18 protein-coding genes and 3 pseudogenes are annotated in these 21,720 nt (G+C 69.4%); 13 read left to right on the forward strand and 8 right to left on the reverse strand.

Features of this window, described 5'->3' with window-relative positions; translation table 11 throughout:
- The first annotated feature begins 3 nt into the window (after positions 1-3).
- The 5 genes from sucD to purH all read left to right on the forward strand — a co-directional run bounded on the left by sucD (position 4) and on the right by purH (position 5,526).
- Positions 4-888 (forward strand): succinate--CoA ligase subunit alpha, encoded by an 885-nt coding sequence (gene sucD / locus EV192_RS06155; RefSeq protein ID WP_132113070.1) that lies wholly within the window; start codon positions 4-6, stop codon positions 886-888.
- 166 nt (positions 889-1,054) lie between these two features.
- Positions 1,055-1,756, forward strand: coding sequence for a DUF5336 domain-containing protein (locus EV192_RS06160; protein ID WP_132111875.1), 702 nt, complete (start codon positions 1,055-1,057; stop codon positions 1,754-1,756).
- A gap of 153 nt (positions 1,757-1,909) precedes the next feature.
- Complete coding sequence (locus EV192_RS06165) at positions 1,910-3,301, forward strand: cell division protein PerM (protein ID WP_132111877.1); 1,392 nt, start codon at positions 1,910-1,912, stop codon at positions 3,299-3,301.
- Between the two features lie 48 nt (positions 3,302-3,349).
- Positions 3,350-3,964 (forward strand): phosphoribosylglycinamide formyltransferase, encoded by a 615-nt coding sequence (gene purN / locus EV192_RS06170; RefSeq protein ID WP_132111879.1) that lies wholly within the window; start codon positions 3,350-3,352, stop codon positions 3,962-3,964.
- Positions 3,961-5,526, forward strand: coding sequence for a bifunctional phosphoribosylaminoimidazolecarboxamide formyltransferase/IMP cyclohydrolase (gene purH / locus EV192_RS06175; RefSeq protein ID WP_165960225.1), 1,566 nt, complete (start codon positions 3,961-3,963; stop codon positions 5,524-5,526). Before purN ends, purH begins: the two co-directional genes overlap by 4 nt.
- A gap of 39 nt (positions 5,527-5,565) precedes the next feature.
- On the opposite strand, the gene EV192_RS06180 is transcribed toward purH, so the two are convergent.
- From EV192_RS06180 to EV192_RS06190, 3 genes are all read right to left on the reverse strand, one after another.
- Positions 5,566-8,724 (reverse strand): S8 family serine peptidase, encoded by a 3,159-nt coding sequence (locus EV192_RS06180; protein ID WP_132111883.1) that lies wholly within the window; start codon positions 8,722-8,724, stop codon positions 5,566-5,568.
- 70 nt (positions 8,725-8,794) lie between these two features.
- Positions 8,795-9,562 carry a putative hydro-lyase gene (locus EV192_RS06185; RefSeq protein WP_132111885.1) on the reverse strand — a complete coding sequence of 256 codons (768 nt, stop codon included), beginning with the start codon at positions 9,560-9,562 and terminating at the stop codon, positions 8,795-8,797.
- On the reverse strand, positions 9,559-10,812 hold the full coding sequence (locus EV192_RS06190) for an MFS transporter (protein WP_132111887.1): 1,254 nt from the start codon (positions 10,810-10,812) through the stop codon (positions 9,559-9,561). Before EV192_RS06190 ends, EV192_RS06185 begins: the two co-directional genes overlap by 4 nt.
- Before the next feature lie 100 nt (positions 10,813-10,912).
- On the opposite strand from EV192_RS06190, the gene EV192_RS06195 reads away from it, so the two are divergent.
- On the forward strand, positions 10,913-11,602 hold the full coding sequence (locus EV192_RS06195) for a GntR family transcriptional regulator (RefSeq protein WP_243726651.1): 690 nt from the start codon (positions 10,913-10,915) through the stop codon (positions 11,600-11,602).
- Between the two features lie 151 nt (positions 11,603-11,753).
- Positions 11,754-12,407, forward strand: a complete 654-nt coding sequence (locus EV192_RS06200) for a hypothetical protein (protein WP_132113074.1) — start codon at positions 11,754-11,756, stop codon at positions 12,405-12,407.
- Positions 12,408-12,417: 10 nt separating this feature from the next.
- Here EV192_RS06200 and EV192_RS06205 read toward each other — a convergent pair.
- The 3 genes and pseudogenes from EV192_RS06205 to EV192_RS06215 all read right to left on the reverse strand — a co-directional run.
- Positions 12,418-12,810: pseudogene (locus EV192_RS06205) on the reverse strand (macro domain-containing protein); the annotation flags it as partial.
- Positions 12,811-12,814: 4 nt separating this feature from the next.
- Entirely contained in the window at positions 12,815-13,738 is a 924-nt protein-coding gene (locus tag EV192_RS06210; RefSeq protein WP_132113078.1) for an SDR family NAD(P)-dependent oxidoreductase, read from the reverse strand.
- A gap of 8 nt (positions 13,739-13,746) precedes the next feature.
- Positions 13,747-14,325, reverse strand: coding sequence for a TetR/AcrR family transcriptional regulator (locus EV192_RS06215; RefSeq protein WP_132111889.1), 579 nt, complete (start codon positions 14,323-14,325; stop codon positions 13,747-13,749).
- Between the two features lie 79 nt (positions 14,326-14,404).
- Here EV192_RS06215 and EV192_RS06220 point away from each other — a divergent pair, with 79 nt between their 5' ends.
- The 3 genes from EV192_RS06220 (at position 14,405) to EV192_RS06230 (ending at position 16,533) form a co-directional block, all read left to right on the forward strand.
- Complete coding sequence (locus EV192_RS06220) at positions 14,405-15,343, forward strand: quinone oxidoreductase family protein (RefSeq protein WP_132111891.1); 939 nt, start codon at positions 14,405-14,407, stop codon at positions 15,341-15,343.
- Positions 15,344-15,510: 167 nt separating this feature from the next.
- A complete protein-coding gene (locus EV192_RS06225) occupies positions 15,511-16,098 on the forward strand; it encodes a dihydrofolate reductase family protein (RefSeq protein ID WP_132111893.1) in 588 nt (195 codons plus the stop codon).
- Between the two features lie 27 nt (positions 16,099-16,125).
- Positions 16,126-16,533: a GyrI-like domain-containing protein gene (locus EV192_RS06230; RefSeq protein ID WP_132111895.1), complete on the forward strand. Its 408-nt coding sequence runs from the start codon at positions 16,126-16,128 to the stop codon at positions 16,531-16,533.
- On the opposite strand, the gene EV192_RS06235 is transcribed toward EV192_RS06230, so the two are convergent.
- The gene (locus EV192_RS06235) at positions 16,523-17,419 is read right to left on the reverse strand and encodes a helix-turn-helix transcriptional regulator (RefSeq protein WP_132111897.1); all 897 of its coding nucleotides are present in this window, start codon (positions 17,417-17,419) and stop codon (positions 16,523-16,525) included. The two genes, EV192_RS06230 and EV192_RS06235, sit on opposite strands and share 11 nt — an antisense overlap.
- Before the next feature lie 111 nt (positions 17,420-17,530).
- On the opposite strand from EV192_RS06235, the gene EV192_RS06240 reads away from it, so the two are divergent.
- The 3 genes and pseudogenes from EV192_RS06240 to EV192_RS57295 all read left to right on the forward strand — a co-directional run.
- Positions 17,531-19,087, forward strand: a complete 1,557-nt coding sequence (locus tag EV192_RS06240) for a DNA polymerase Y family protein (RefSeq protein ID WP_132111899.1) — start codon at positions 17,531-17,533, stop codon at positions 19,085-19,087.
- A 70-nt stretch (positions 19,088-19,157) separates the two neighbouring features.
- Positions 19,158-19,340: pseudogene (locus EV192_RS57290) on the forward strand (transposase); the annotation flags it as partial.
- A gap of 79 nt (positions 19,341-19,419) precedes the next feature.
- Positions 19,420-19,962, forward strand: a pseudogene (locus tag EV192_RS57295) (transposase); the annotation flags it as partial.
- Positions 19,963-20,882: 920 nt separating this feature from the next.
- On the opposite strand, the gene EV192_RS54605 reads toward EV192_RS57295, so the two are convergent.
- Entirely contained in the window at positions 20,883-21,641 is a 759-nt protein-coding gene (locus EV192_RS54605; protein WP_207925897.1) for a hypothetical protein, read from the reverse strand.
- Positions 21,642-21,720: the final 79 nt, after the last annotated feature.

The raw sequence follows: 21,720 nt of genomic DNA on the forward strand, positions 1-21,720 counted from the left end.
CAGATGGCCATCTTCCTCAACGAGAACTCCAAGGTCATCGTCCAGGGCATGACCGGGTCCGAGGGCACCAAGCACACCAAGCGGATGCTCAAGGCGGGCACCAACATCGTCGGCGGGGTGAACCCGCGCAAGGCCGGCACCGAGGCCGACATGGACGGCACGCTGATCCCGGTGTTCGGCTCGGTGGCCGAGGCGATCGAGAAGACCGGCGCGGACACGTCGGTGATCTTCGTGCCGCCGAAGTTCGCCAAGGACGCGGTGCTTGAGGCGATCGACGCCGAGATCCGGCTCGCGGTCGTGATCACCGAGGGCATCCCGGTGCACGACTCCGCCTACTTCTGGGCGCACGCCGTGGCCAAGGGCAACAAGACCCAGATCATCGGGCCGAACTGCCCCGGGGTGATCTCGCCGGGCAAGTCCAACGCCGGCATCATCCCGGCCGACATCACCGGCCCCGGCAAGATCGGCCTGGTGTCCAAGTCCGGCACGCTCACCTACCAGCTCATGTACGAGCTGCGGGACATCGGTTTCTCGTCGGCCGTGGGCATCGGCGGCGACCCGGTCATCGGCACCACGCACATCGACGCGCTCCGGGCGTTCCAGGACGACCCCGAGACCGAGGTCATCGTGATGATCGGTGAGATCGGTGGCGACGCCGAGGAGCGGGCGGCCGCGTTCATCAAGGAGAACGTGACCAAGCCGGTCGTCGGCTACGTCGCCGGCTTCACCGCGCCCGAGGGCAAGACCATGGGCCACGCGGGCGCGATCGTGTCCGGCTCGGCCGGCACCGCCGCCGCGAAGAAGGAGGCCCTTGAGGCCGCCGGGGTCAAGGTCGGCAAGACGCCGAGTGAGACGGCGGCGTTGGCGAGGGCCATCGTCGAGGGCTGATTCGAGAGTTGTTCACCGGAGGGGCCGGGCGCTGGTGTAGCGTCCGGCCCTGCTGTGCATGTGGCGAAAGGCGCAATCCGGGAACCGACCGGCGCCCGGCCGCGTCCACAGTAGGAAACTTGTGTCCGTTTCGTAGAGCAGTTGAGCAGCTGAGGAGAGCCCCGCGATGACCTTCCCGAGCGGAGCACCGGGCGGTTACCCCGGGCAAGGCCCGTATCAGCCCCCGCCCGGCCCCGGTTACGGTCCCGGCCCGCACCAGGGTGGCGGCCTCAAGCTGAGCCTCGCGCAGATCCTGGCGCTCGGCGGCGCCGGTCTCGGCGTGCTCATCCTGTTCCTCGGTTTCGCGCCGGTCTTCACCGGTACCAGCTTCTACGAGTCCGTCGTCGGTTGGATTCCCGCGCTGTATCTCATCTCCGGTCTGCTTGAGCTGCCGGCGTTTCTCCCCGGTGACGACAAGAAGCCCGGCTTCCTGCCCGCGGTCGTGTCCGTCGGCGTGACGCTGACGTACCTGTTCTCGGTGTTCAGCCGAAGCGGACTGGCGGCCGGTGGGGTGCTGGTGCTCGTGTTCGGCATCTTGCAGACCGGTGCCACGGTCGTCGGCTACCTGTTCGAGGCGGGCATCATCAAGCCGCCGGCGCCGAGTCCGTACGGCATGGCGCCGGGCGGCTACCCGCCGCCGCCCGCTCCTGGTTTCCCGCAGACCGGCGGTTTTCCCGCGCAGCCGACGACGCAGCAGCCGATCCCGCAGCCCGGTGTCTACGGCGGTTCGCCCGGCCAGCAGACCCAGTTCGCGCCGCAGCAGGGCCAGTTCGGCCAGCCGGGCACCCCACCCGGCGGCTACCCGCAGCAGACGCCGCCGTCGTTCTGACCTTGACGTCCCGATCGGGCGGTCTGGATCTTCCAGGCCGCCCGATGTCTGTTATGGACACTGTGTGAACAGCGGCGATGTCGTTCACTTGATTGGTGGACTCGCGGCGTGCCCTCACCGGGATGATCCAATCGCGGTGTCAGGGTGGCGGGCATGTCGCTGTACCCGCCCGATCTGGAGGACGTCGACCCGGACGACGTGACGTACCCGGACGAGCCGGTGCAGGGCCGTGCCCGGGTTCTCTTCGGTGCCGCGATCGCGCCACTGCTCGTCGGGTACGCGGGTACGGCGGCGTTGCTCGCCCTGGTCATCTCGGTGGCGACCAGGGCCCATTTCTCGACAGGAGGGGTGCTCTCGGCGGCGATGCCCGGCTGGCTGGGCACGTACCAGGTGCCGCTCACCCTGGGCGGCCAGCACTTCGGTGCGTTGCCGCTGTTGCCGACCATCGCGGTCGCCCTGTACGTCGGCCGGACCGCTGGGAACGCGGCCGACAGGCTGGCGGTGATCGGTACGCGGGAGACCGTGCCGGTCATCGCCACCATTACCGCCGCGCACGCGGTCACCGGTTTCGTGTTCGCGGAGATCACGTCCACCGCTTCGGTGTTCCTGAGCCTGCTCGTGCCCGGACTGGTGGCGGCGGGCGCGTCCGTGGTCGGGCTCGCCCGGCGCGGGTATCTCGGGGACGCGTTGGGACGGTTCGACGAACTGGTGGTCAGCGGGCTGCGGGCCGGTCTGCTCGGGCTTGCCGCGTTGGTGGGGATCGGCGCCGCGCTGTTCCTGCTGGGTCTGGCGACCTCGTTCGCGACGGCCAACGCGCTGTTCACGAGGGGCGCTCCGGGCGCGGGCAACGGACTGGGGATGTTCCTGCTGTCCGCCGCGTACGTGCCGAACGCCGTGGTCGGCGGGATGGCGTTCGCGGTGGGGCCCGGGATCTCCATCGGACACCTGACCGTCACGCCGCTCCATTTCACCGGCGGTCCGCTGCCCGCGGTGCCGGTGCTGGCGGCGCTGCCGGAGAGCGGCGCCGGGTGGTGGCCGATTGTGGTGCTGCTGCCGTTGGGCGTGGGGGCACTGGTCGGGTGGGTGTTGCGGGACGCGTGCACGGATCCGATCGCGCGCCTGCGTGCGGTCGGAGCGGCGGCCGTGGTGGCTGCCGTCGGGTGTGCCGTACTCGGTACCGGGGCCGGCGGGCGGCTGGCGAACGGGCCGTTCAACCCGTTGACCATGCATCCGTGGAGCCTCGCGTTGGCCGTGGCGCTGTGGATCGCGTTGCCCGCGGCGACGGTCGCCTGGTGGGCGGGGCCTCGGCTGGCCCTCGCGCCGTCCCGGAGCCTGCTCGACGACGCCATCGAAGCCGAGGACCAGGTCGACGAGACCGACGAACCGGAACCTGAGACCGACGAACCGGAACCTGAGACCGACGAACCGGACGTCGACCTGGAGCCGGAGCCGGACACAGCTGTCGATTCGGTGGCGGTGGCGGACAGCGCTGAGCCGGACGCGGACGCCGGACCTGGCGAGGAAGATCAGGAAGGCAACACCTAGGCTGGCCTTATCCGACCAGGCCAGGAGACCACGCTGAGCGCCCACCGCATTGACCGGCTCACTTCACCCGCGCGGGTCGTCGTGCTCGTGTCCGGGTCAGGCACCCTGTTGCAGGCGCTGCTCGACCAACCCGCCGAGTATCCCGCGCGAGTCGTCGCCGTCGGTGCCGACCGCGACGGAATCGAGGGGCTGGCGCGCGCGGAACGGGTCGATGTGCCCACGTTCGTGCTGCGCGTCCGTGATCACGCCGACCGCGACGAGTGGGACCAGGCGCTCGCCGAGACGGTCGCCAAGTACGAGCCGGACCTGGTGGTCTCGGCCGGGTTCATGAAGATCCTCGGCCCGGCGTTCCTGGCCCGCCACGACGGTCGTGTGATCAACACCCATCCCGCGTTGCTGCCCGCGTTCCCTGGCGCGCACGCGGTCCATGACGCGATCGAGTACGGCGTCAAGGTCACCGGCTGCACTGTGCACCTGGTCGACGGCGGCGTGGACACCGGGCCGATCCTGGCCCAGGAGGCGGTGCCGGTGCGGCCCGGCGAGGCAGCGGACGACCTGCACGAACGGATCAAGACGGTGGAGCGGCGACTGTTGGTCGACGTGCTCGCGCGGCTGGTACGCGAGGGCTGCACTGTGGACGGACGAAAGGTGAGCATCCCGTGAACCCAGCGACGGTACCCGTTCGGCGGGCGCTGATCGGTGTCTCGGACAAGGCCGGCCTGCTGGAGCTGGCCACCGGGCTGCACGCGGCCGGCGTGGAGATCGTGTCGACCGGCGGCACCGCGCGGGTGATCGCGGACGCCGGCGTCCCGGTGACCCGGGTGGAGGAGGTCACCGGCTTCCCGGAGTCGTTGGACGGTCGGGTCAAGACGCTGCACCCGCGCGTGCACGCCGGGCTGTTGGCCGACATGAACCGCCCTGACCACGTGGAGCAGTTGGCGCGCCTGGACATCAGGCCCTTCGACCTGCTCGTGGTGAACCTGTACCCGTTCGAGCGGACGGTCGCGGCGGGGGCGAGCCAGGACGAGTGCGTCGAGAACATCGACATCGGCGGGCCGGCCATGGTCCGTGCGGCGGCGAAGAACCACGGGTCCGTCGCGGTCGTGGTCGACCCTTCCCGGTACGACTGGGTGCTGGACAAGGTCCGGTCCGGCGGGTTCGAGCTGGCCGACCGCAAGCGACTCGCGGCCGAGGCGTACCGGCACACCGCGTCCTACGATATCGCGGTGGCGTCCTGGATGGGCAGCGTGCTGTCGCCGGACGACGAAGGCAGCGGTTTCCCCGGCTGGGTCGGGGCCAGCTGGCAGCGGTCGAACATCCTGCGGTACGGCGAGAACCCGCACCAGAACGCGGCACTGTACGTCTCCAGTCACGGCGGCTCTGGCCTGGCGACCGCGGAGCAGTTGCACGGCAAGGAAATGTCGTACAACAACTACGTGGACGCGGACGCGGCCCTGCGTGCCGCCTACGACCACGACGTGCCGTGCGTGGCGATCATCAAGCACGCCAACCCGTGCGGTATCGCTGTGTCCGAAGTGGACATCGCGGAGGCGCACCGCAAGGCGCACGCCTGCGACCCGGTCAGCGCGTACGGCGGCGTGATCGCGTCGAACCGCGAGGTGACGGTCGACATGGCCGAGCAGGTCGCGGAGATCTTCACCGAGGTGATCGTCGCCCCCTCGTACGCCGAGGGCGCGGTGGACGTGTTGACGCGCAAGAAGAACGTCCGGATCCTGGTCGCCGACGCACCCCGGCGCGGCGGCGCTGAGATGCGGGCCGTGTCTGGCGGCCTGCTGCTGCAGACGTCCGACGTGTTCCAGGCCGACGGTGACGACCCGGCCACGTGGACCCTCGCGGTCGGCGAGCCCGCGGACGAGGAGACGTTGGCGGACCTGGTGTTCGCGTGGCGCTCGGTGCGCGCGGTCAAGTCCAACGCGATCCTGCTCGCGTCCGGGGGCGCGACCGTCGGCGTGGGCATGGGCCAGGTCAACCGGGTCGACTCGTGCCGGCTGGCGGTGACGCGCGCGGGCGACCGCGCCAAGGGTTCGGTCGCCGCTTCGGACGCGTTCTTCCCGTTCCCGGACGGCCCGCAGGTGCTGATGGACGCCGGTGTGAAGGCGATCGTCCAACCGGGCGGCTCGATCCGGGACGCCGAGGTGATCGCCGCCGCCGAAGCCGACGGCGTGACGCTCTACCTCACCGGCACCCGCCACTTCGCGCACTGAGCGATGGTTGCCTCCGGCCGAGGCCGGAGGCAACCACGGTCACTTCAGCAGGAAACTGTCGATGATCGTCTGATCGACCGTGTTCCCGTCGGTGTCACTCGCGGATGCCTTGAGCGACACCGACTTCGCGTTCGCCGGGTGGACGAGCACGGTGAACGTCCGGCCGTTCAACGTCACCACCGGCGCCGGCCGCCAGGTCCTGCCCTGGTCGTACGACACCTGGATGCCGGTGACCTTCGCCTTGCCGCCGGTGTTGTGGTCGATGCTGACCGGCACCACCGTGGGCAGGTAACGGGACGCGCGGCTCTGGTCGTCCAGCGTCGGCGCGAACCGGACGGCGATCAGCGGCAGGCCCTTCGCGTCCACGCCGGCCACCGTGTCCGACTTGAACGTCCAGTCCGCGGTGACGTTCGTGGACACCGACTGCGGGGACAGCGACTCGACGTGCAACTGGTACGTGCCAGGTCCCGGCGGCACGCTGAACAGCGCGAAGCCAGGAGTGGGCACTGTCGCGACCTGCTGCCCGTCCTTGGACAACGTGGTCACGCCGGTGGACACCGCCGACCCAAGCCGGCCCGGTCCGGGCTGGGTGAACATCGACAGCGCGAACCGGGTCAGGTCACCGAGGCGCAACGCGGTGAAGCCGACCCCGTCCTGGGTGGGCATGCCCGGCCCGAACACCCCCACGTTCCAGCGTTCCGTGGTGTGTCCCGGCTTGAACGTCCGAGGTTCCGTCACTTCCTGCGCCGACTCCGACTCGAAGTCGTCCGGCTTCACCACCTGCCGGAACATGCCCGTCCACGGCACGTTCGGGGTGTAGAACTCGTCCAGGCTGTACGGCAACGGCTTGGTGATCGTCTCCTCCCGCCGGCCGAACTTTCCGGCGCTGGTGGATCCGTGCTCAGAACGCACTTTGGTGAGGTCGCTGTCCCTGACGCGGGTGACGAGCGTGTCCGGGATCTTGCCGTCGGTTTGGGCGCGCACGTTGTAGAGGTACGGGCTGTTGTTGAAGCTGCCGTTCGCGTCCGGCTCGGCCATCCGCGCCTCGGCGTAGAACTGGAACTGCCCCGGCGCCGCCGAGGTCTGTGACGGCCGTACGAAGAAGCCGTCGAAGTTGTTCAGGATGTAGCCGTTGCCCGTGCCGCCTTCGAACGCGGTCTTGCGGATGAACCGGAGCACCGCCTGGCCGGGCTTGGCGTTGGGCTTGTCGACCTGGATCGCGACGGGTTTGGCGGTCCGGGCGTCGATGGTCATCGTGGCGTCCCCGGTGACCTTGTACTCCGGCTCGTTCACGATCGCCAGCTGCTTGTAGTCCGCGCTCTGGACGTATGTGTCCAGGTAGAACCGGCCCTTGGGCAGCCGGGCCACGACCGTGCCCGACGGGTCGTACGGCAGGTACGCCATGGGGTGGTCGATGTCGACGAACCGGGGACCGTAGTTCGGCGTCGGCTGCCCGTCGAAGTCCAGGAACGTCATGGTGACGTTGTAGCTCTCCACCTCGCGGGTCACCGTGATCGGCGTGCGGACTCCGCCACCGAGGACCACGCCGTTGTACACGCCGTCCGGCGCGTTGACGCGCGTGTCGGTCGTGACCGTGGCCTCTGCGTCACCGCCGGCCGGAATGGTCAACGTGCTCGGCGCGACCGTGAACATGCCTGACGGAGCCTGGTGTCCGGCCGGGTCCTTGATGTCCGTGGTCATGTCCAGCGTGACGGGCGTCGACCCGGAGTTGTGGTACGTCACGGTTTTCGTGATCGGCGTGTCGTCGTTGTGCGGCCACTGGGCGGTGCCTTCGTTGAGGTTCGGGACCGACGCGTACACGTTCTGCGTGACGGCCTTGGCGACGTCCAGCCGACCGGCGCCCTGCTCGAACACGGACAGCGCGGGGTTCGGCTTGGCGCTGCCCATCAGGGCGTTCTTGAGCTGGTCGGCCTTCCAGTCCGGGTGTTCACCGGCCAGGATCGCGGCCGCCCCGGCGACGTGCGGGGTCGCCATGGACGTGCCGGACAGCTTCATGTGCGTCGCGTCGACCGGAACGCCGATCTTGGCGTGCGCCGCCCTGGCCGCGACGATGTCCACGCCGGGCGCGGTGATGTCCGGCTTGATCGCGCCGTCGCCCGACCGAGGTCCGCGGCTGGAGAACGGCGCGAGCTGGTCGTTGTGGTCGACCGCGCCGACCGTCAGCGCGGCGTCCGCGGCGCCTGGGCTGCCGATCGCGCCACCGCTGTTGCCTGAGGCGATCACGAACAGCGTGCCGGTCTTCGCGGTCAAGTCGTTGACCGCCAAGGAGAACGGGTCGGTGCCGTCGCTCGGGAACGGGCTGCCGAGGCTCATGTTGACGACCTTCGCGCCCTTCGACACGGCCCACTGCATCCCGGCGATGATGCCGGACTCGCTGCCGGTCCCCTCGTCGCCCAGGACTTTCCCGTTGAGCAGCTTGGTGTCCGGGGCGACACCCCCGTACTTCGGGTGCTCCCCGGTGATGATCGACGCGACGTGCGTGCCGTGCCCGAAGTAGTCGTCCGTGCCGGTCGCGCTGCCGGTGAAGTCCTGGCTGTCGGCGACCGCGCCGGCCAGGTCCGGATGCGTGGCGTCAACGCCGGAGTCCAGCACGGCCACGGTCGTGCCCTGGCCCTGGTAGCCGAGTTTCCACGCCTCCGGGGCGCCGATCTGGGTGATGTTGTCGTCCGTCGCCCGCACCGGGCCGTCCAGCCAGATCCGTTGGGCGGACGTGAAACTGTGCGCCCCACTGGCCTTGTCCAGCCGTACCGCCGATCCCTGGACGCTGGGCAGGTCCCTGACCTTGGCGCCGAACGACGGGCCGCCGCTGACGATCAGCGGCGTGTCCTTGCGAACGCTGTCACCGAAGCCGGTCTGCGCCAGTTTGGTGACGTTGAACAGCCGCGGATCCATCCGCTTGTCGCGCAGTAGCGCGGTGACGTCCTCGGGGATCACGTGCAGGTCCCCGAACTGGTCCCGCTGCTCGATGAACCGGGTGTGCTCACGTCCTTTCGCCCGGATCACCGTCGTGGCGACCGAACCGTTGAGGATGACCTTGTCGCCGGTGATCAGGGTGACCGTGTCGGTGGCCGCCTGACCAGGCGCGGGTGGCGCCGCCGACGCGATTCCGACCGGCGTGAGGAGGCTCAACGCGAGCGCCGAGCCGAGTAAGCCGATGGCTGTTCGTTTGGGATTCACATACCGGCAGACTCTCGAAGCCGCCGAAACGTTGCCCTGTGCCGCCCACGAAATCGGGCGGCACTCGGGGTCATGCGACGCGGTAGGCGTCGTCCGGGACGTCCGTGACGAACATATGGCCTGGTGAATGGGTGATGGCGAACGGCGGGCACGACGCCATCAGCGCCGCCTGCGGGGTGACTCCGCAGGCCCAGTACACCGGGACGTCACCGGGTGCCGCGTCCACGGCGTCGCCGAAGTCCGGTGTGGCGAGATCCTTGATGCCCAACCCGCCGGGATCGCCTACGTGCACGGGAGCGCCGTGCACGTCCGGCATCAGCGCGCTGATCCGTCGCGCGGTCTCCACCTGGTCGGCCGGGACCGGGCGCATCGACACCACCAAGGGGCCGCGCATCCGGCCGGCCGTACGGCATTCCCGGTCGGTGATGTACATCGACACGTTCCGGCCCTGTTCCACGTGACGCAGTGGGACACCGGCCCGGATCAGGGCGTGTTCGAACGTGAAGCTGCAGCCGATCAGGAAGGCGACGAGGTCGGAACGCCACAGCCGGGTGGCGTCCTTCAGTTCGCACACCATTTCGCCGTACTCCCACACGCGGTAGCTCGGCAGGTCCGTGCGCAGGTCGGCGTCGGGCGCGAGCGGCGTGCTCGTGATGCCGGCGTCGGTGATGTCCAGCACCGGGCACGGCTGCGGATTGCGTTGGGCGAACAGCAGAAGGTCGTACGCCCAGTCCCGCGGAACGGCGATCAGGTTCGCCTGCGCGTAGCCAGCGGCCCAGCCGCTGGTCGGGGTGACCGTGCCGGCCCGAAAGAGCTTCCTGGCCTCGTCCGGTGTCATGTCAACTCCTTCCCCCTCGTCTCGGGCAGTCCCAGCAACGCCAGGACCGCGATGCCGTAGGCGACCGCGCCGAACACCATCGCGCCGCCGACACCCCAGCTGGTGGCGAGGAAGCCGACGAGTGTCGGGAACGCGGCGCCGACCGCACGGCCGAAGTTGTACGTGAAGCCCTGTCCGGTGCCGCGCAGGTCCGTCGGATACAGCTCGGCCAGGTACGAGCCGAAGCCGCTGAAGATCGCCGACGCGCAGAAGCCGAGCGGGAACATCAGGACCAGTACCAGGGTGTTGGCGCCGGTCGGGATGTTGACGTACGCGACGACGATGATCGCGGACAGCACGGCGAACAGCGCGAACGTCTTCTTGCGGCCGATCCAGTCGGTGATGTAGCCGCCGCAGACGTATCCGATGAACGCGCCGGAGATCAGGACCGCGAGGTAGCCACCGGTGTTGACGACCGTCAGGTGCCGTTCGGTCCGCAGATAGCCGGGCAGCCAGAAGAAGATCGTGTAGTAGCCGCCCTGCACGCCGGTCGCCAGGATGGCGGCGAACACCGTCGTGCGCAGGAGGTTCCCTTGGAAGATCGCGCGGAACGAGCCGCGGTTCGCGCTGGTGGCGCGTTTCTCGGCGGCGTTCGGCGCGTCCTTGATGTTCCTGCGGATGTACCAGACCAGGATCGCCGGCAACGCGCCTGTCCAGAACAGGATCCGCCAGGCCATGTCCTGGCTGGCCACGCTGAACACGACCGTGTAGACGATCACCGAGAGGCCCCAGCCGACCGCCCATGAACTCTGGATGAACGCGACCGCCCGGCCGCGGTAGCGGGGTTGGGCGTACTCCGCGACCAGGATCGCGCCGGCCGCCCATTCACCGCCGAACCCCAGGCCCTGCAACGCCCGCAGGACGAGCAGGGTCTCGTAGTTCGGGGCGAATCCGCACAGCACGGTGAAGATCGCGTAGGTCGTCACTGTGATGATCAGGGTCCGCACCCGGCCGATCCGGTCGGCCAGCACCCCGGCCGCGGCTCCGCCGATGGCGGACACCACCAGGGTGACCGTGCCAAGCAGGCCGGACTGTCCGGTGGTCAGGCCGAAGGTGGCGGCGATCGCGGTCACCCCGAGGGGAAGGACTTGGTAGTCATACGAATCGAGGCCGTAGCCGCCGAACGCGCCGGCGAAGGCCCGTCGGCCGTTGGGTCCCAGCGACCGGTACCACTCGAAGGGCTTGGTCTGCTCGTGAGTCGTTGTGCTCATGCGCACCTCGCAGAGTGTTGTATGACAGGTCACAGTAAGGATCGTTCAACAATCCTTCAAGAGGTAAGATGGATGAAAATTCGCTCGACGGAGGTACAGCGTGCGTGCGGAAGCGTCCGAACTGGCCGCCGACCGGGCCTTGCTCGGCCGGACCAGCACTGCCGAACGAGTGGCCGACGTGCTGCGGACCCGGATCAGCGAGGGTTTCTTCGCGCCGGGAACCCGGCTGGCCGAGGACGCGATCGGCAGCGCGCTCGCGGTGTCCCGCAACACTCTGCGTGAGGCGTTTCGTCTGCTCACCCACGAACGGCTGTTGACCCACGAGCTCAATCGCGGGGTCTTCGTGCGGATGTTGAGCGTGGACGACGTGATCGACATCTACCGGGTCCGCAAGATGGTCGAATGCGCCGCGGTCCGTGACCTGGTCGCACCGCCGAGGGATCTCGATCAGGTGATGGCCGGGGTGTCGGACGGGTTCGAGGCGGCCGAGTCGGGCGAGTGGCAGGGCCTGGGCACCGCGAACATCCGGTTCCACCGGGCGGTGGTCGCGCTCGCCGGCAGCCCACGGGTGGACGAGCTGATGCGGGGCATCCTGGCCGAACTGCGGCTCGTCTTCCACGTGATGGCCGATCCGCGGCGCTTCCACGAGCCCTATCTGCTGCGCAACCGCGACATCGCCGAACGGATCGGGGCCGGTGCCGGCCAGGCCGCGGAAAGCCTTCTGGCACAATACCTTCAGGACGCGGAGGATCAGCTGGTCGACGCGTTCGGCGAACTCGACCCCGCTTGACAACCCACCTCGGTCCTCCGGTAAGCTGAACTCAGCGATCGAACATACGTTCGAACCGCGCTGGCTCCCCACGGCGGTCGTTCGGTGTGTGGGAGGTGTTCCGGTGTCAGGGTCGGCAGTGACGAGAGCGGCGTCGCTGAAGCCCGTGGTCATGCCCGACGGGGTGGGTGTGGCCAGCGGCCTGACCCTGACACCGGTCGACCGGGACCGAGTCCTGCCTGTGCTGCCAGCACTGGCCGGGCTCCTGCCCCGGGGTGGCATGCGGCGCGGCAGCACGGTGGCGGTACGCGGGTCCGTCACCCTGCTGCTCGCGTTGCTCGCCGAGGCCACGGCAGGGGGATCATGGGCCGGGGTGGTCGGCATGCCCAGGTTGGGGGTGGTGGCCGCGGCGGAGTTGGGTGTCGCCGTGACCAGGCTGGCGCTGGTCCCGTCACCGGGGGCTGATCTGCCCGCCGTGGCCGCGGCCCTCCTGGACGGCATGGACCTGGTCGTGGTGGCAGCGGGCGGCCGGATCGCCGAGCCACAGGCCCGGCGGCTGTCGGCGCGGGCCCGACACCGGGGCGCGGTCCTGATCCCGTTCGGCCCATGGCCCGGCGCGGACCTGGAGCTGACTCACGTCCGTAGCAAGTGGACAGGCATGGAGAACGGCTACGGCCACTTGAGAAGCCGTGAGCTCACGGTGTCCGCGCGCGGCCGCGGCGCCGCTGTACGACCGACAGTGGCGTCCCTGGAAGTCACCGGCACCGGCGCGCTCGTCCTGGCGGAAACCCCTGCGGCTCCACGGCTTTCCCTCGTCTCTGACTGACACTCGGCCATCACACGACGGCAGCCGCGTACACGTCGAACGCTCTCTTGTCGAACAGCACCAGCCGCACAGCGGTGATCTCCGGGGTTTCCTTGCCAGTTTCGGTGATCGTGGCCAATGCGATCGTGGCGGCGGACTCGACTGGCCAGCGGTAGATCCCGGTGGAGATCGCCGGGAAGGCGATGGTGCGCGCGCCGAGGCCGACCGCGACGTGCAGTGAGTTGCGGTAGCAGTCAGCCAGCAACTCCGAGCGGTCCTCTGTGGCTGACCAGACCGGGCCGACAGTGTGTACAACCCATTTCGCCGGCAGGCGCCCCGCGGTCGTGGCCACTGCCTGGCCTGTCTTGAGGCCGCGCCCGTAGTGCCCGGCTCGCAGGGCACGGCACGCGGCGAGGATCTCCGGGCGGCTACCCGAAGGGGTCGACGCCGGTGAGGTGGACGCTGGCCGTCCACAGGTGCGCCGCCAGTGCGGTGTCGGCCAGCACTCCCCGCACCGGTTCGAGTCGGGGTTTGCCGCGCAGTCCGGCCATCCGGGGACCCCACAGCTGTCCGCCACGAACGGACGGGTCGAGGACCGCTCGGACGGCGGGCCATGCGGCGGAGTGCTTGCCCTGCAGGAGAACCCCGGCGGGCAGGCCGCGCAGTCGTTGGCCGGCGGTGCGGAGATGGACCGGGGGACGGGACGGGGTGAGCGAGTCCAAGGCGCCGCCGGGATGGGCGACCACGCTCAGGACCGTGTGTCCCGCGGCTCGCAGGCGGCGGTCGAGCTCGAACCCGAACAGCATCTGTGCCAGCTTCGACCGGGCGTAGGCGTCCTTTGCCTGGTAGTCGCGGGTGACCTGGAGGTCGTCCAGGTCGAGCCGGGCGGTTTTCGCCACGAAGCTGCCGGTGGTGACGACCCGACCGGCGGGGGCCGCCGAGAGCAGCGGCGCCAGCCATCCGGTCAGGGCGAAGTGGCCGAGGTGGTTGGTGGCGAACATCAGCTCGTGCCCGTCTTGGGTTTCCGACCGTCGGGGGTGGTCGAGCGATACGCCGGCGTTGCACACGACCGCGTCGAGGCGATCCAGCTCCAGTGCGTCCACCGAGGACTTGAGGGTGGCCGGTTCGGCCAGGTTCAGTGGCAGGTGACTCAGCCGGGCAGCCGGAACACGGGACTGGATCGCGGCCATCGCGGCCGCGGCCTTGGCGGCGTCCCGGCTGCCGAGGACGACGACTGCCCCGACGCTGGCGAGCTGTTCGGCGACGAAGTAGCCGATACCCGCGTTCCCGCCGGTGACCAGGATGTTCTTGTCCTCAGCCGAGGGGAGTCGGTGGACGTTCCAGGGTGGCATGTCGGCGTTCACCCCACCAGCTTGCCTCCACCGGCGAGGAGGGCGAACACCAGTTGGTGCAGGGTCTTGCGCAGCCGGCCGGTCTCGCCGCGGCGGATCAGGTGGATCACCAGGTCGCTGTGCAGTGAGCCCAACAGGATGTGGGCCATCAGGTCGGCGTCGAGGTCCGGGCGCGCCGCCGCGATCAGCCCGCCGACGTGGCGATGCCAGCGCTGGTACACGTCGCTTGCCTGGCGTCCGCCCTCCTCGGCCTGTTCGTAGGCCGCGATCAGGCCGATGTTGCGGGTGGCCAACACCATCACCGCGTCGAAGAACGCGATGAGCCGCTCGGCCGCGGGCGCGCCGGGGCCCAGTGGCGGCGGTCCGTCGGCCATCGCGTCCAGCAGGGTCTTGGCGCGTTCCTCGACCAGTTCGCGCATCAGGGCCGTGCGGCTGCCGAACCGGTGGAACACCGTTCCCTTGCCGACTCCGGCCGCCCTCGCTATGTCCTCAATGGACACGTCGGCCGGGTCGTGCTCGCTCAGTAGCCGCTCGGCGGCGGCCAGGATCGCGGCTCGGTTGCGAGCCGCGTCGGCGCGTTCCGGCATGGACACCCCTTGACAAGTGGACCGTCGGTCAACATAGTACCAGGAGATAACTGGACCGGCGGTTCACTTAGGAGTACGCATGCGCGCGGTGGTCATGCACGAGACAGGCGGGCCGGAAGTGCTTGTCCTGACGGACATCCCGAAACCCGAGCCCGGACCGGGCCAGGTGCTGGTGCGGATCGAGGCGATCGGGGTCAGCGTCGGCGAGACCCGGATGCGGGCGGGCGCGTACCCGCTTCAGTTGCCGATGGTGCTCGGCGCCGAGGCGGCGGGCGTCGTCGAGAAGCTGGGCGACGGTGTCGAGCCGTCGCTGATGGACGCTCGGGTCGTGATGGTGACGGGCGGGGCCGGGTCGTACGCGGAGTTCATCGCGGTCAACGCCGGCAACGTGACCAAAGTTCCCGATGGGTTGTCCGCCCAGGACGCGGTCGCGTCCGCCGCGCCCGGTGCGTTGGCACTCGCGTTACTGCACCGCGCGGGGCTGCGCGGCGGAGAAACGGTACTGGTCGAAGGAGGATCCGGAAAGGTTGGCGGCTACCTGGTCAGGCACGTCCGCGAGTTCGGTGTCGAGCGGATCGTGGCCACCGCGTCACGCAAGCCGGTCGAGGGCGCGGATGTCGTGCTGGACCACGGAAATCCGGACTGGACGGACGATCTGGACCCGCTCGACGTGGCCTTCGACATGGCCGGCGGCGAGACCACCAGACGAGTGCTCGGCAAGCTGAAACCAGGCGGTCGGATGCTGCTCTACGGCGCGCTCACCGCGCAGCCGGAGCTGGATCCGGTGGCAGTACAGGGACAGGGGCTCCAGGTCATCGGATGCGGCGGCCCGTTGTGGTTCCGGCAATGCCTGGACGTGCACTACCCGGAGTTCGTCGACCTGGCCGCACGGGGCCGAACCCACCTCCAGCCGGTGGCCGACGTCCTGCCGCTGGACCTGGCGGCGGAGGCGCACCGGCGGGTGGCGGCCAGTGCCGGGCGGATCTTGCTGCGGCCCAACTTGGGTTTGGACAGTTGATCGTTCGGGGATCTTTCGGTGGAGATCTCTCTGCTGTGATGTGATCGAGCCATGCCAGTCACGGGCGGACCGATGAGTTTGCCCCGCGTCAATTGTCTGTACATGGTGTGTCGGAGCACGGTCGCTCCGGTGCCGGTTGGCGTCCCCGAGATCACCAGGAGGATCCTGTGCGAGAGCTGCGGGTGGACATGTTCAGCACGGTCGACGGATACGGTGGCAGCAACCCGCCGGACGCTCCGTACTGGGGTTACGGTGCGCCGGGTCTTTTCGAATGGATACACGCCCAACTCGCCGAGGAGCACGTCATGCTCATGGGCGCCACGACCTACCGGCAGATGTCCGAGATTGTCGCGCGACACGAGGACCCGACGTTTCCCCGGATGGCGGAGCTTCCCAAGATCGTGTTCTCCAAGACGCTCCAGCCACCGTTGACGTGGGCGAACACCACGGTGGTCGACGAGCTGGTCGAGACGGCCGTGCCGGCGTTGAAGGCCATGTCGGACGGCCTGCCGATGCGCACCATCGGCAGCCCGTCCCTGGTGCGCAGCCTCTTCCGGCTCGGCCTGGTCGATCGGGTCCGGGTGATGGTCTTCCCCACGATCCGCGGTGTCACCGGTGATGGCCCGGTATTCGCCGAGGCGCCGGACCTTGAGCTGAGCCTGACCGGGACGAGCGTGATCGACGACCGTCTCGTCCTGCTCGACTATCGCGTTGGTGGTCCGGCAAGAGTGGCAGGGAGCCAGGTAACCGAGTAAGGCCCGCAACCCGCTGGTGTCGAACAAATGAGCGAGCTGAAGCGGATCCACCGCGAACCCCGGCCGATCATGTTCCGCCGGGTCCCGGACGAGCTGCCCGCCATGCAGCGGGCCTGGGCCGAATTGGAGACGCTGGTCGGCGTGCGCGGCCGCAAGTTCTACGGCGTCTTCGACGAGAACGCCGTGCGGTATCACGTGTGCGCCGAGATCCGGCCGGAAGACCCGGACGACCGGTTCGGGCTGGAGGTGGGCGAACTGGCCGGCGGGACGTACCTCCAGCTGGTGCTCAAGGGCGAGCCGCCCGAGGTGTACTCGGGCATCGGGCCGGGATTCGACCGGTTACGGTCCACTGTGGAGCGTGACACCACCCGGCACGACGTCGAGTTCTACCGGCGACGGGACGAGATCGAGCTGTGGCTGCCGGTCACCGCGTAGCCTCCTCGGGGTACGGGAAGGCGTAGAACCGGAGTGCGATCTCGCGCGTGCCGGGTCCGGCTTTGTCGTGTGTGAGGCAGTAACGGGTCAGCAGGTCGTCGTACTCGGCGTCGAAGCGCGCCAGGTCAGCCTCGCTCAGGTGGAGCACGGACCGGTGCCCCTTGGCCCAGCCGCCGAACTCGTCGCGGTTCCTGGCGGCCCACGTCAGCAGGCGCAGCTCGTTGTCGTACTTCTCGTCGAGATACGCCTTGAGCCGGTGGTCCATGCCGGCCGGGTCAGGCTGTTCGATGCTCAGCGAGGCCGTCCGCCACCGGCCGTCCCGGCCCTGGCGGACATGTCCGGCCTCGGCCAGCGTGGTCAGCCTCGCGGTCACCTCCGCCACGGGCACGCCCAGATCGGTGGCCAGCGTGTCGGCAGTGGCCGGCGCGAGGCCTTTGAGCGCGCGCGACAGCGCCAGATAGGACTCGTCCCGGTTGATCTCGACGTCCCGCACGGTCAGCTTGCGCCGCGGCATGCCGCCGACAAGGAGCTTTCTGGCGTGCCACAACAGGATCATGGCCAGCGGAACCTCCAGGAACACCGCCATCAGCAGGCTGGTCAGGCCGTTCTTCTTGCTGTTCCAGTCGAACACCACGTCGAACCACGCGTCGGCACACAGCAGGGCAGCCGTGGCCGCAAGTACTGGCACGGCCGCGCGGCGCCGGCGCAGTCCCAGCCAGGCCGCGGTGGCGAAACAGCAGACCAGCGCCACGTCGAACCCGACCCAGGCCAGCCGCCACTCGCTGGCGCGGTAGCGGTCGGGCAGCGAGTCCGCCAGGTAGATGGTCCACGGCACCAGGCAGACGGCCGCCGCGCCGACGATGATGAGCAGGATCCGTCGCGACATGACAGCAAGGTATGCCGACGCGTTGTGGCTGGCCATCGGGTGTCGCCCCGATGATCACACGTAAGGGTGACGCCAGTTGACCCCGAAGAAAGTCGAACCTATGTTCGAATTATGCGAACTCTAGTGGTCTGGTGCCCGGACTGGCCGGTGGTGGCGGCCGCGTCCGTGGCCGGGCTGCTCCTGGCCGTCCCGATGGCGGTGGTCGCGGCCAACCGGCTGGTGGCCACGTCCGCCGTGGCCAGGGCCGAAGGGGTGCGTCGCGGCATGCGCCGGCGCGAGGCCCAGGGCAAGTGCCCCGAACTCGTGGTGTTCGACGACGACCCGGTCCGGGACGCCCGGCTGTTCGAGGCGGTGGCGGCCGCCGTCGAGGAGTTGGCCGTCGGGGTGGAGGTCGTCCGGCCGGGCGTGGTCGCGGTGCCCGCGCGCGGACCGGCGGGATACTTCGGCAGCGAGGAAGCGGCTGCCGAGCGACTGGTCGACCAGGTCGCCGACCGGACCGGTGTGGAAAGCCAGGTCGGCGTGGCCGACGGGCTCTTCGCGGCGACCCTGGCCGCGCGGCGAGGCATGCTGGTGGCGCCGGAGCGCAGCGCGGAGTTCCTGGCGCCATTGGCCGTCAACGAGTTGCAGCAGCCGGGCGGTCCGGACCGGACCGGCCTGGTCGACCTGTTACGCCGCCTCGGGTTGCGGACCTTGGGCGGGTTCGCCGGGCTCGCCGAACGTGACGTCGCCTCCAGGTTCGACGCGGACGCGATCCGTGCGCACCGGTTGGCCCGCGGGCTGGAGGAACGTCCGCCGGCGCGGCGTCGCCCGCCACCGGATCTGTCGGTCGCGGCCGAGTTGGACCCGCCGGTGGACCGGGTGGACGCGGCGGCGTTCGTGGCCAGATCGCTCGCTGACCGGTTGCACGCCGGCTTGGCCGCCCATGGCCTGGCCTGCACCCGCCTGGGCATCTATGCGCTCAGCGAGCGCGACGAGGAACTCGGCCGGGTGTGGCGGTGCGCGGAACCGTTATCCCCCAACGGGATCGCCGACCGGGTCCGCTGGCAACTGGACGGCTGGTTACGCACCGGCGGCCCCACCGCCGGCCTGCGGCGACTATGGCTCGAACCGGAGGAGGTCGTCGAAGGCCAGGCCCTGCAACTGGATCTCTGGCGCGGTCACGGTCATGCCGAGGCGGCGGAGCGGGCCGGTCGGGCGATGGTCCGCGTGCAGAGCCTGCTTGGGCCCGAGGCGGTGGCCACGCCGCTGCTCGTCGGCGGCCGTGGTCCCGTCGACCGAGTCCGCCTGGTGCCGTGGGGCGACGAGCTCCGGTCCACATCGGACCCCACGCTGCCCTGGCCGGGCCGGCTGCCGGCACCGTCTCCCTCGGTCGTGTTCACCGAACCGGTCGCGGCCCGTGTGGTCGACGCCGCGGGAGCGCCCATCCACGTCACCGAACGGGACGAACTCACCGGAACCCCGGCCGAAGTGGGTGTGCGCGGCGCCCCACCTCGACGGGTGCGCGCCTGGGCCGGCCCATGGTCGTCAGACGAACGTTGGTGGGACCGAGCCTCCTCATCCCACCAGGCCCGTGTCCAGGTCGTCCTCGGCGACGACGAAGACCGCCAGACAGCGCTACTTCTGGCCTACCACAACGGAAACTGGCTCGTCCAAGCCCACTACGACTGACCCAACGGAGTGTCCGGCCGCCAGGCAGGGGTCCCGGTCGGTGTCCTGTAAGCCGGTGAAAGTGTGGGCGGTGATTGAGCCGTTGCTGCCGCCGGAGTCCGGTGGTGGGCGGCGGTGGCGGGATCACCAGCTGATGATCGACGCGATCCTGTGGAAGCTACGGACTGGGGCGCCGTGCCGTGACCTGTCCGAACGGTACGGGCCGTGGAAGACCGCGCACGAGCGGCTGCGGTTGTGGACCAAGAACGGCACCTGGCAGAAGATCCTGGATGAGGTGATAGCCAAAGACGACGCGGTCGGCGATCTGGAGTGGGTCATGAGTGCGGACTCCAGTGTGGTCCAGGCCCACCAGCACGCCGCTGGCGCCGGAAAGGGGCTGCCAGCCTGCGATCGAGGCCTTCGCGGTCCAGGGCGAAGGACTCGGCCGGTCCCCGGGCGGGCTGAGCACGAAGATCCATCTGGCGGTGGACGGCCGCGGGTTGCCGACGCGTGCGATCGTGACGCCTGGGCAGGCCGGGGACAACCCGCAATTGCCGTCGCTGCTGGACGGCATCCGGGTAAGGCGGCGTTGGTCAAGGTCGGCCTGGAGCACCGGCCGCACGAGATGTCCGGCGGTGAGCCGTGTCGGACCAGGGCATCTCCGCACCCGGCCGGACACGGTCGTCGCGGACAAGGCCTACCCACATCCCTCGACCCGCCGGGCGCTACGCGAGCGAGGCTTTCGTTTCACCTGCCCAGAACGCGCAGATCAGATCGCTCGACGCTCAGCCAAGGGTTCGCGCGCCGGCCGCCCGCCTGCCCTCAATGCCCACCAGTACAAGCAGCGCAACGTGGTCGAGCGGCGTTTCAACCGACTCAAACAGTTCCGGGACCTACTACCCACTACGCCAAACCGACAGCGCACGCTCCCCAAGTGGCGCAACGCTCTCACTGTCAAACAGCGGCGCGGTCATCAACGGGGCCGCCGCACCTAGGCATCATCAACGCCGCTGCCACGCCCAGCTCTGCCGTCAGCAACACCCCCGCCACACCCAACTTCGCGGTGATAGCGACCATGCTTTCCGCAGCCCTGCGGTAGGTGGGGTGCCGCCGCGGGCGGGGATCCGTTCCCGAAGCGGGCCGGCCGGCGTTGTTGGCGTGGCGGGGTGGATCGACTGGAAGTAGTCGGTTGGAGTTGGTCGGGGAGACGTTGCGGGCGGCGTGGGAGCAGCTTGCCGACACCGTCCCGAGTGGTTGGTCGAGCATGCTGATCCAGAACGGCCCGATCGTTACGGGCCGCGGGTCGAGATGTTTTGGTTGCACGCAGGTGGAGTTGTTGCGGCGGGTGTAGGTGGAGGAGTACCAGGTGGCCGGGTATGGCACCGCGCACACGGTGACCCGGGCCGCCGGCGACCAGGTGACGGTGGTGGGGCCGGTGTTGCCGGACGCCACCTGGCAAAACAGCGCCGCACAGAGGGGTATGCGGCCACGGACTTCCGGATCGAGTGGGACGCTCGGGTGGTGACCTGCCCCTGGAGTAAGGGCAGCACGTGCTGGTCACCCCGCGACAATCTTGGGTCCATCTGCTGCGACAAAGTCCGTCCGAGCGGAGCGGGGACGATCACCACCGAGCGTGATCGCACACGGAAAGGCGGTCGCGACACGCGCGACCGCCCTTCGACTTGACCCTGATGACCCGTAGGGACATACTCGAACACATGTTCGAATACTTCTCGTCGTCGTACCAGTCCGACCGTGACATGGCCCAGGATCTGCTCACCGAGTTGATCCCGCGGCAACGTCAGCCGGTGGACTCTCAGCCGCCGAAGCCCTGGGGCCCGGGTCCGGGCGGCGGCGGGTACTGGCCGGGGTTCGGGGCGGCGGACTTGAAGTAGGCGTTCGAGTCCGGCTGGAACAGCAGGAACAGGGTGGCGCCCGCGGCCGCGAGCTGGACGATCAGGAAGATCAGCAGCAGTGCGCCGAGGCCGCCCATGACCGTGAAGATCAGGCCGATCCCGAACAACCCGATCAGGCCGAACAGCGCGCCGAGGCCGCTGAGCACGGCCAGCACGATCCGGGCCCACTCGGCACCGTTGCGCATCATCACGGCTAGCACGAACCAGCCCACGTCGATGACCAGGCCGAAGATCGCGGTGCCGCCGAAACCGAGGTAGTAACCGGAGAACCCGATCATGTAGATGATGTAGTACAGGACGCTGACCACGGCGCCGCCCGCGGAGAGCAGGAACGCCCAGATCACGGTCTTCGGGACGGGCAGTGTCGGCCGGGCGCCGCCGGTGCCCCAGTTGGCGCCGATGCCGGTGAGCTTGCTGGCGAAGCCGGGGACCTCGGGGATCTTCGGGCCTTGGCCGGGCTGGCCGTAGCCGCCCTGCGGTTGTCCGTAGGGCTGTTGCGGCTGGCCGTACGGCGGCTGTGGCTGACCGTAGGGCGGGGGTTGGGGCCCGCCTTGCGGCGGTCCCTGGGGCGGGCCCTGCGGCCGACCCTGCCCGGGTGGCGGGAAGCCACCAGGCTGGCCTTGGCCCGGCTGGTACGGGCCCTGCGGGTTCTGAGTCACGGCTGGACGGTAGACGCGCCGGACAGGCCAGCTGAAGAGCTGGAGCGATCGATTGGCCCAAAGTCTGCCCGCTTGGGCA

Origin of the sequence: Actinocrispum wychmicini (assembly GCF_004345645.1) — a bacterium.
GTDB classification, from domain to species: Bacteria; Actinomycetota; Actinomycetes; order Mycobacteriales; family Pseudonocardiaceae; genus Kibdelosporangium; species Kibdelosporangium wychmicini.

Bases quoted from the DNA above. Each gene is read 5' to 3' on its own strand.
- sucD (WP_132113070.1), top strand. From the start codon at position 4: ATGGCCATCTTCCTCAACGAGAACTCCAAGGTCATCGTCCAGGGCATG.
- EV192_RS06160 (WP_132111875.1), top strand. From the start codon at position 1,055: ATGACCTTCCCGAGCGGAGCACCGGGCGGTTACCCCGGGCAAGGCCCG.
- EV192_RS06165 (WP_132111877.1), top strand. From the start codon at position 1,910: ATGTCGCTGTACCCGCCCGATCTGGAGGACGTCGACCCGGACGACGTG.
- EV192_RS06185 (WP_132111885.1), bottom strand. From the start codon at position 9,562: ATGACACCGGACGAGGCCAGGAAGCTCTTTCGGGCCGGCACGGTCACC.
- EV192_RS06190 (WP_132111887.1), bottom strand. From the start codon at position 10,812: ATGAGCACAACGACTCACGAGCAGACCAAGCCCTTCGAGTGGTACCGG.
- EV192_RS06200 (WP_132113074.1), top strand. From the start codon at position 11,754: ATGCCCGACGGGGTGGGTGTGGCCAGCGGCCTGACCCTGACACCGGTC.
- EV192_RS06210 (WP_132113078.1), bottom strand. From the start codon at position 13,738: ATGCCACCCTGGAACGTCCACCGACTCCCCTCGGCTGAGGACAAGAAC.
- EV192_RS06215 (WP_132111889.1), bottom strand. From the start codon at position 14,325: ATGCCGGAACGCGCCGACGCGGCTCGCAACCGAGCCGCGATCCTGGCC.
- EV192_RS06220 (WP_132111891.1), top strand. From the start codon at position 14,405: ATGCGCGCGGTGGTCATGCACGAGACAGGCGGGCCGGAAGTGCTTGTC.
- EV192_RS06230 (WP_132111895.1), top strand. From the start codon at position 16,126: ATGAGCGAGCTGAAGCGGATCCACCGCGAACCCCGGCCGATCATGTTC.
- EV192_RS06235 (WP_132111897.1), bottom strand. From the start codon at position 17,419: ATGTCGCGACGGATCCTGCTCATCATCGTCGGCGCGGCGGCCGTCTGC.
- EV192_RS06240 (WP_132111899.1), top strand. From the start codon at position 17,531: ATGCGAACTCTAGTGGTCTGGTGCCCGGACTGGCCGGTGGTGGCGGCC.